Origin of the sequence: Brevibacterium sp. CCUG 69071 (assembly GCF_021023135.1) — a bacterium.
Classification (GTDB): Bacteria; Actinomycetota; Actinomycetes; order Actinomycetales; family Brevibacteriaceae; genus Brevibacterium.
Genome location: NZ_PGFV01000012.1, coordinates 1 through 7,255 on the forward strand (window position 1 = coordinate 1; position 7,255 = coordinate 7,255).

Sequence of the window (7,255 nt, forward strand, 5' to 3'; positions counted from 1 at the left end):
GGCCACGTCGAGGTCTTTCGGATGGGTTGTGTGAGAACTTCCATCATCGGAAGACCTCGACGTCTATCCGGGCAACGCCACGCCGTGATCTGGAATCACCGACCTACACTCTCGTTTACGAAGAGCCCGTTTAGTACATGACGAAAGTGTGATTGCTGTTTTCTGCAACATTTATCACTTCGATATGTCGCGCACCCGGACACCGGCCTGCCCCATTGTGAGAACTTTCCCAGGCCACCAGGACCACCAGGGGATTCGCCCTCCAGGACGGGCCGCGGGGCTCCGCGGCCCGTGACGACAGAGCTGTCACAATCCCGAGAAGAATGACCGCTCGCCTCAGATAATCGTTACCCGCAAAAACAGAGAAATGGGCCCCTACGACGAAGCGTCGGAGCCCATTCTGGCGAAGTGCCATTCTGGCGCAGAGGTCGAGTCAGCTCTCCTGAGAATCGCCTCGCTCGGAGTCTCCGCCTTCTCCGCCAGCAGCGGAAGCGGAACCGGCTGCGGAAGCGGAACCGGCAGCAGAAGCGGACTCAGCGCTCGTCTCCTCACCGATGGCACCGGGTTCGGTCTCGGTCTCGGCGAGCACCTCGGCGGTGAATTGCTCTTCAGCGTCCTCTCCGCGGAACTGCGACATATAGAGACGGTGGTACGCGCCTCCTGCGGCCAGGAGCTCATCGTGGGTGCCGTGCTCGACGATCGCGCCGTCCTCCATCACGAGGATGGTGTGGGCGTCGCGGATCGTCGAGAGCCTGTGGGCGATGACGAAGGAGGTCCGATCCGTGCGCAGTGCGGCCATGGCCTGCTGCACCAGCACCTCGGTGCGGGTGTCGACCGAGGAGGTGGCCTCATCGAGGATGAGCAGCGAGGGATCGGCGAGGAACGCGCGAGCGATCGTGATCAGCTGACGTTCACCGGCAGAGACGCTGCCGCCGTCGGAGTCGATGACCGTGTCATAGCCCTCGGGCAGCTGCCTGACGAAGCGGTCGACCATCGTCGCCTTGGCCGCCTCGATCACCTCATCGTCGGTGGCGGTCAGTCGGCCGTAACGGATGTTCTCGGCGATGGTGCCCTCGAACAGCCACGCATCCTGGAGGACCATGCCCACATGTGAGCGCAGGTCCGCCCGGGTCAGCTCCCGAGTGTCGATTCCGTCGAGGTAGATGGTCCCGCCGGTGATCTCGTAGAAGCGCATGACGAGGTTGACCAGCGTCGTCTTGCCTGCTCCGGTGGGTCCGACGATCGCCACCGTCTGTCCCGGATCCGCGGTGAAGGAGACCTTCTCGATGAGGGGCGTCTCCGGGGCGTAGCGGAAGCTGACCTCGGAGAATTCGACCTTGCCCGGAGTCCTCTGTGCTAGGGCCTCGTGAGCATCATCGGCTTCCTCATCCTCGGCGTCGAGGAGCTCGAAGGTCCGTTCCGCCGAGGCGACGCCGGACTGGAGCATATTGGCCACACCGGCCATCTCGGAAATCGGCTGGGAGAACTCGCGCGAGTACTGGATGAACGCGGTCGCATCGCCCAGCGTCATCTGCCCGGAAGCGACCTTGAGACCGCCGGCGACCGCGATGAGGACATAGCTGAGGTAGGACACGAACTGCATCGAGGGCATGATCATCCCGGAGACGAACTGAGCACCCGCCGAGGCGGTGTACAGCGATTCGTTGCGACGGTCGAACTCGTCCCGCATGACTTCGCCGCGGCCGAAGGCACGCACGATGTCGAGGCCCGAGAACGACTCCTCGACATGGCCGTTGACGGCTCCCGTGTGCTTCCACTGCGCCTTGAACAGCTTCTGTGACCGAGTTCCGATGACCCCGGCGATGATCGCCGAGAGCGGCAGTGCGATGAGTGCGAGCAGCGCCAGCTGCCAGGACACGACGAACATCATCACGCCGATGCCGATGATCGTCAGCGCCGACTGCACCAGCTGCGAGAAGGCCTGCTGGAGCGCCTGCTGGATGTTGTCGACATCGTTGGTCACCCGCGACATCACATCGCCGCGCTGCCTGGTGTCGAAGTAGCGCAGGGGCAGGTGGTTGATCTTGCGTTCGATGTCCTCGCGGAGTCGGTAGACGACCCGCATCACCAGGGCGTTGAGAATGTAGCCCTGCGCCCACATGAGCATCGAGGCCACAAGGTACATGAGCAGGACGATGATGATGATCTGTCCCAGAGCTGTGAAGTCGATGCCCTGCCCGGGGACCACATCCGCGGTGGCGAGCATGTCCGCGAAGTCGTCGCGGCCCTCCGCCCTGGCTCCGGCGATGATGTCCGCGATGTCCGCCCCGGCCGGCAGCTGGGATCCGATGACGCCGGAGTAGACGACGTCCATCGCTTTGCCCAGAACCTTCGGAGCGATGACGGTGAGCACCACGGAACCGACGACGAGGAGGACGACGTTGATGAGTCCGACCTTCTCGCTGGCCATGAGTCCGAAGAGCCGTTTGACCGAGGGCCAGAAATGCTTGGCCTTCCGCGGCGGCACTCCCCCGCTCATCTCGAGCTCTTCACCGCTGGGGATGTAGTCGTCTTCCCTGTCGACGACGGTGGTGGATTCGGTGGCGTCCTCGGCCATGTCAGTTCACCTCTTCCGTGGTCAGCTGGGATTCGACGATCTCCTGATAGGTCTCGTTCTCCGCGACCAGCTCCTCATGGGTGCCGCGGCCGACGATCTTGCCGTCTTCGAGGACGATGATCTGGTCGGCGCTGCGAATCGTCGATACGCGTTGGGCGACGACCACGACCGTGGCATCGCCGGTGGACGCGGCCAAGGCCTCGCGCAGGCGGCCGTCCGTGGCCACGTCGAGGGCGGAGAAGGAATCGTCGAAGACGTAGATCCGCGGTTTGGCCGTCAGGGCCCGGGCGATGCAGAGGCGTTGGCGCTGCCCGCCCGAGTAGTTCGTGCCGCCCTGGGCGACACCCTCCTCCAAGTGGTGCTCCTTGGCGGCGACGAAGTCATCGGACTGGGCGATGCGCAGTGCCTCCCACAGCTCCTCATCGCTTGCCTCCTCGTTGCCGAAGCGCAGATTGCTCGCGATCGTGCCGGAGAACAGATACGGCTTCTGCGGGACCAGCCCCACGAGCTGTGCGAGCTGCTGGCGGTTGAATGAGGACACCGGCACACCGTCGATGAGGATCTCTCCGACCTGGGGGTCGATGAGGCGGGGAATGAGATTGACGATCGTCGACTTGCCCGCACCGGTGGATCCGATGATCGCCGTCGTGGTGCCCGGCTTCGCGGTGAAGTCGAGACCTTCGAGGACCGGCACCTCGGCCCCGGGGTAGCCGAAGGTGACATTGCGGAACTCGAGTTCACCTCGGCGCGGGAGTTCGTTCACGCCTTTCGGGATGACCATGGAGGAAGTGGTGTCGAGGATCTCGGAGATGCGCTCGGCGCAGACGACCGCGCGCGGGATCATCATCATCATGAACACGCCCATCATCACGGCCACGAGGATCTGCAGCAGGTACTGCAGGAACGCCGTCAGCGAGCCGACCTCCATCTGCCCGGCGTCGACCCGGTGGCCGCCGAACCACAGCACCGCGGCGGTGGCGAGGTGGAGGATCATCATGATCGCGGGGAACATGAGGACGAAGAGGTTTCCGACCTTGACCGAGGTTTCGGTCAGGGCGCGGTTGGCATCGGCGTAGCGGTCGGTCTCGAAGGGCTCGCGGACGAAGGCACGGATGACTCGGATGCCGGTGATCTGTTCGCGCAGGACGCCGTTGATGTCGTCGACCTGGTCCTGCATGCGCCGGAACAGCGGCATGAGGAGATAGACGAGGATCGCGACGACGATGAAGAGGACCGGCACGGAGACCCACACCAGCCAGGACAGTCCGGCGTCCTCGCGCAGTGCCATGATGATGCCGCCGATGCACATAATCGGGGTGGAGACCATGAAGTTCAGCGTCATGAGCACGAGCATCTGCACCTGCTGGACGTCGTTGGTGTTGCGGGTGATCAGTGTCGCGGATCCGAACTTCCCGACCTCGAGCATCGAGAGTTCGTCGACCTTGCCGTAGATGGCGCGCCGCAGGTCGCGGCCGACGCCCATGCCGGTGCGGGCACCGAAGTAGATCGCGCTGATCGCGGTGACCACCTGGACGAGGCAGACGAGGAGCATCGTCATTCCGGTCGACCAGATGAAGTCGGTATCACCTTTGGCGACGCCTTCGTCGATGATCCGAGCGTTGAGGCTCGGCAGGTAGAGAGCCGCGATGGTCGCCGCCAGCTGGAGGGCAACGACGAAGACGATGAAGACCCAGTAGGGCTTCGCGTATTTCAGGGACAGGCGGAGTAAGGCCACGTTGAACGTCCTGAGTGAAGAGTGGCGGATGAGACGTCGTGAGATGAATGAGCGCGACATGCTATCCTACCGACGATCACCTCCCAGCGGTAGATGCCTGCCGAATCTTTCCCACGAGAACAGTCCACCATGCGGCACTGACACGAGCGCGACAGGACCGTCAGCGCGACCCCGGGCGAGCTTCTCGATCGTCCCCTCGGAACGGTGACCTCGGGGCCGGTTCCGCGTGCCTCCTCGCTTCTGGGCGGGACATCTCTAGTCTTGAAAACATGAGCACAACTCTGCAGGACCTGGTCAACCGCGCCGTCTTCTACTCCACAGAGATGCAGTCGCATTTCGGGGGCCTCATCGCCGATGCCTCCTGGGAAGTCGACTTCACCGCCGACCCGCACCTGAGCTTCACCGCGGAGGACGGGACGACGCTGCGCACCCGGCCGCATCTGCTCGGCTCCGAATCGAGCGGCCAGAACACGTGGCTGTGGGGGTGGGAGAACATCAATGAGTTCCCCGAGGCTGTTGTCGGCCTCTCCCACGATGTCCGCAAATTCGGTGCCGCCGAGGACGTAGAGGAGCTCATCACCCCGGAGCTCGATCTCGATGACGAACTTGCCCTGCGCCTGACCTTGGCGGCGAAGGAAGCCACCGGGAAGTGGGCGCACTATCCTGCTGCGGCCGGCGCCGGAACCACCGTGTGGCTCCTCGTCGACGCTCCCGAGCTTGCGCTCCCGGCACCCCAGGTCAAGGTGGCGGTGCGGGCGCTCATGCAGGGGCTAACCCAGACGACGGTGACCGATCACCGTGCGGCTCTCGACGCCTATGTCGCCAAGCGCGGCATTCCCACCGCCGAGCTGCCCGAAGGCGGGGTGCGGATCCTCTTCGCCGACGGCTCGGCCGATCTGTCCTTCGATGAGCAGCGGCGGATCTCGAACTGCGATTTCCACGCCTCACTCGAGGGCGAGGCCGCCGAGCAGTTCGCCAAAGCGAACACGACTCCCCCCGCCGAGGTGGGGGCCGCCTCGAGTGCGCAGGGATCCGAGGCCGCGGCTACCGCACCGACGGGATCGCCTGTCGGAGGAACGAGCGCACCGAAGCCTGCCGAGACCGGATCCGATGCGGCGGCCGTCGCGAAGGACCGAGACGCCGAAGCCTCCGAGACGACGCCGGTCGGCGCACGCTTCGAGGCCCCGTCCGGCACCGCCGACGAAGAGACCACCGCAGCCGATGAGAAGGCCGCAGCCGCCTCGGCGAACGACGAGTCCCCCACCAGCGGCTCACAGTCGGCCGCGGAGACCCCGTCCGCCAGCGAACGTTCGGCGGGGAGACAGGAACACGATGCGGACGAAGCCTCGTCGAGCACCGCCGACGAGGAGCCGACCCGGTCGTCCGATGCGGAGAAGCAGGCCGAGGACAAGCCGAAGAAGAAGGGGCTCTTCTCCAAGCTCTTCGGTCGCTGAGGTTTCACAGCCCCAGACTTCGCGAGGGTGACTGCGAGCTCGCTCTGACATTCGAGGACCCGGACTTCACGGAGGTCCGGGTCCTCGAGCGTTAACTGGATGAGAGTCAGCGGTTGATGGGCACGTCCGACTCCCAGTGGAATCCGCGATCGAAGAAGAACCGGCGTTCGGCATCGCTGCGGATCATCATCTCGGCACCATCGGTATTCAGGCGGAACCCGTCGTCGCCGATCCGTGTGTATTCGAACCCGATCTCAGCTTCGTAGTCTCGGATAAGCCCCTGTGCGCCCTGCCGGATGGGGAACAGTCTGAGGGACACGGAGTCGCCGTCGATCGAGTAGGTGCCGTCCTGGTAGTCCCCGTTCGAGTAGCGCAGGCTGGCACGACTGTAGCCGTTGACGGAGTGCTGACTGAAGGCGATCTGGGTGATGTCATCGGTGGTGTGGTCTGCGCCCTCGATGTCGGTCGCTGTGCCCTCGGCGGTTGCGGAGTAGACACCAGAGAGTGCAGTGGGTTCGCCAGACTGGCCCCAACCGACCGAGCTGCCGACCGCCAGGCCGCCGCCGGCGATGATGACGAGAGCGAGGAGCGGCGAGGTCCATCGGGTGATGGCGATGAACCTCCGGTTCTTCCAGATGCGACCGTTCACGGCCGCTCGTGTGGGCCGCCCTAGCAGGAAGGAGACGAGCCGGCCGAGGTTGGGTATGAGCAGGATCAATGCGACGAGAGTCATGGCTCCAGAGAGCTGTTTGACGGGGACGTCGAAGGTGAGGTTGAGGAGGAACACAACACCCATGTCGAGAGCCGCGATGAGCGCTCCGAGCCAGGCTGTGCGCCGGAACAGAAGGAGGATCACGGCGAGGAGTTCGGCGAGGCCGGCAAGCAGCTGGACAGTGGGCGAGAAGGCCATGAACCGCCAGAGAAGGCCCATCGGGCTCATCTCTCCGTACTGGACGAGTGCGTCAGCGTAGTCGGAGTAGCCCATCTGAGTGTGGGAAGACCTTTGTCAACGCATAGGGCGTCAGGGAGAGCACCAAGAGCATTCGCAGCACCCAGTGTGCCGCCCAGAGGACACCGAACCATCGACTTCTGGTCCGGGGGTTCTTCTTTGCCGAGGTGGCGCTCGGCCGATCGGAAAGTTCAGGTTCGGATGTAGGAGAAGTGCCTGCAGACATGTCTTCAGACTATCGATATCAGAGCGGCAAGAAAGGTTGGGAGAACCATATCGCGAGGCAGGAAAACCGGAAGACCGTCGCGATGGTTCTCTGGGCTAGGACACTACCGCTGAGACCGTGCTTCCCGGTCGTTTGTGTTTGGGTGTGAATACACGAAGAGGGCCACCCCCAACAGGGGGTGACCCTCTCCAAAAAATATTGCGGCAGTCACCTACTCTCCCACAACCACCAAGTTGCAGTACCATCAGCATGAAATGGGCTTAGCTACCGGGATCGGAACGGTTAACCGGGCGTTTCCCCACCACTATCACCA

Annotated in this window: 4 protein-coding genes and 1 rRNA gene; 1 reads left to right on the top strand and 4 read right to left on the bottom strand. The window is 63.8% G+C overall.

Annotated elements, in window-relative coordinates:
• Nucleotides 1-433: 433 nt before the first annotated feature.
• Together CV023_RS18610 and CV023_RS18615 are read right to left on the bottom strand one after the other, a co-directional pair.
• Nucleotides 434-2,578, bottom strand: a complete 2,145-nt coding sequence (locus CV023_RS18610; protein WP_284934810.1) for an ABC transporter ATP-binding protein — start codon at nucleotides 2,576-2,578, stop codon at nucleotides 434-436.
• 1 nt (nucleotide 2,579) lies between these two features.
• Entirely contained in the window at nucleotides 2,580-4,313 is a 1,734-nt protein-coding gene (locus CV023_RS18615) for an ABC transporter ATP-binding protein (protein WP_230748571.1), read from the bottom strand.
• Between the two features lie 269 nt (nucleotides 4,314-4,582).
• Between CV023_RS18615 and CV023_RS18620 the strand changes: the two genes are divergently transcribed.
• Entirely contained in the window at nucleotides 4,583-5,767 is a 1,185-nt protein-coding gene (locus CV023_RS18620; protein ID WP_230748568.1) for a DUF6882 domain-containing protein, read from the top strand.
• 106 nt (nucleotides 5,768-5,873) lie between these two features.
• Here CV023_RS18620 and CV023_RS18625 read toward each other — a convergent pair whose 3' ends face one another.
• Together CV023_RS18625 and rrf are read right to left on the bottom strand one after the other, a co-directional pair.
• Nucleotides 5,874-6,752, bottom strand: coding sequence for a DoxX family protein (locus CV023_RS18625; protein WP_230748569.1), 879 nt, complete (start codon nucleotides 6,750-6,752; stop codon nucleotides 5,874-5,876).
• A gap of 388 nt (nucleotides 6,753-7,140) precedes the next feature.
• A 5S ribosomal RNA gene (gene rrf / locus CV023_RS18630) occupies nucleotides 7,141-7,255 on the bottom strand; the annotation flags it as partial.

Coding starts and splice junctions, on each gene's coding strand:
- CV023_RS18620 (WP_230748568.1), top strand. CDS start 4,583: ATGAGCACAACTCTGCAGGACCTGGTCAACCGCGCCGTCTTCTACTCC.
- CV023_RS18625 (WP_230748569.1), bottom strand. CDS start 6,752: ATGGGCTACTCCGACTACGCTGACGCACTCGTCCAGTACGGAGAGATG.
- CV023_RS18610 (WP_284934810.1), bottom strand. CDS start 2,578: ATGGCCGAGGACGCCACCGAATCCACCACCGTCGTCGACAGGGAAGAC.